The sequence below is a fragment of the bacterium genome, from assembly GCA_009926305.1.
GTDB lineage: Bacteria > Bdellovibrionota_C > UBA2361 > UBA2361 > RFPC01 > RFPC01.
This window is the reverse complement of record RFPC01000241.1, coordinates 1-1201: the sequence shown is the minus strand read 5'-3', so window position 1 is coordinate 1201 and position 1201 is coordinate 1. Positions and strand designations below refer to the sequence as shown.

Genomic DNA, 1201 nt, shown 5'->3' with positions numbered 1-1201 from the left:
TTTGATCAGGTTTGTAAGGGATTAACGGCCTTAGGAATCTCTTTCGAATTAGATCCATACTTGGTACGTGGCATGGACTATTATACACGTACAGCCTTCGAATTAAGCAGCCCTGATTTAGGCTCGCAGGATGCCTTGGCAGGAGGTGGTCGATACGACTTATTAGTAGAAGAAATTGGAGGAAATCCTACTCCAGCCGTTGGATTTGCTGCAGGAATGGAACGCCTACTCATCGCTTGTGATGAACTGGGTATCTCATTGACCCAAGATAACACTCTGGACGTGTACATCGTATGTTTGGGGGATGAAGCCCGACATTGGGGATTATCTCATGTAGCTAAGTTACGAGCTAAAGGATACTCGGCAAGTATGGACTACATAGGTCGATCGATGAAAGCCCAGATGAAGGAAGCCAATAGAGAACAAGCAAAATACACACTCATAGTCGGTGAGCAAGAACTCGAAAATCAAGTGTTTGTACTCAGAAATATGTCGGAAAGTACAGAAGAGTCTGGCTCCTTTGAGGAGTTAATTCACAAACTCCAATCATAGGATTTAAGTAATACTATCGAGCCATTCTCTTAGCTCTATGATATCTTTTGGATACCCAAGAATAGAGAGTACATCTCCGGATTGAAGTCTCGTCTTCCCTTTCGGAATAACGATATCATTGTTTCGTTCAATGATCGTAACCAGACACTCTCCCGGTAATTGAAGTTCCATAATAGCCTTATCAATCCATTCTTCCGTGGGTGTATTTTCCTGTAATCGAACGTGAATCAGTCGTTCATCCGAGAGTAATACCTGCTTCAATTCACGCTCGGATTTTGCGGCAATCCAACGATCCAAGAATTCTTCGGCCTCAATTAATTCTGCCATATGGCCAATAATTCTCATATGAAGCAATGGCTGATCTTCTGGAGTAATGAGATAGATCAAGGCGTGTATTTTTTCCTCACCAAAAGCTTCTAAGGTAAGCCCTCCCTTACATTGAATGGACACCATCTCTGGCATTCTAAGCCCCTCTAATTGCACATATTTAAAGTATACCCCTTTCTTCAGGCGGACTGCTTGAGTAGCTATGTCGGTGAATGCATCCGCCCAACCACTGTTCAGGTTGGTATCTTTGCTTAATCTGGCTTCTAAACTGTCCACCGCCTTTTGAGACAAGATGGCCAGATCTCTATCGACCGATTTTGCT

2 protein-coding genes are annotated in these 1201 nt (G+C 43.3%); one reads left to right on the top strand and one right to left on the bottom strand.

Going from position 1 to position 1201, the window contains the following annotated elements; genetic code table 11:
• On the top strand, window positions 1–552 hold a 552-nt coding region (locus EBR25_14180; GenBank protein ID NBW42118.1), incomplete at its 5' end, for a histidine--tRNA ligase.
• A gap of 3 nt (window positions 553–555) precedes the next feature.
• Here the strand turns inward: EBR25_14180 and EBR25_14175 are convergent.
• A partial coding sequence (locus EBR25_14175; GenBank protein ID NBW42117.1) for a hypothetical protein occupies window positions 556–1201 on the bottom strand: 646 nt, incomplete at its 5' end.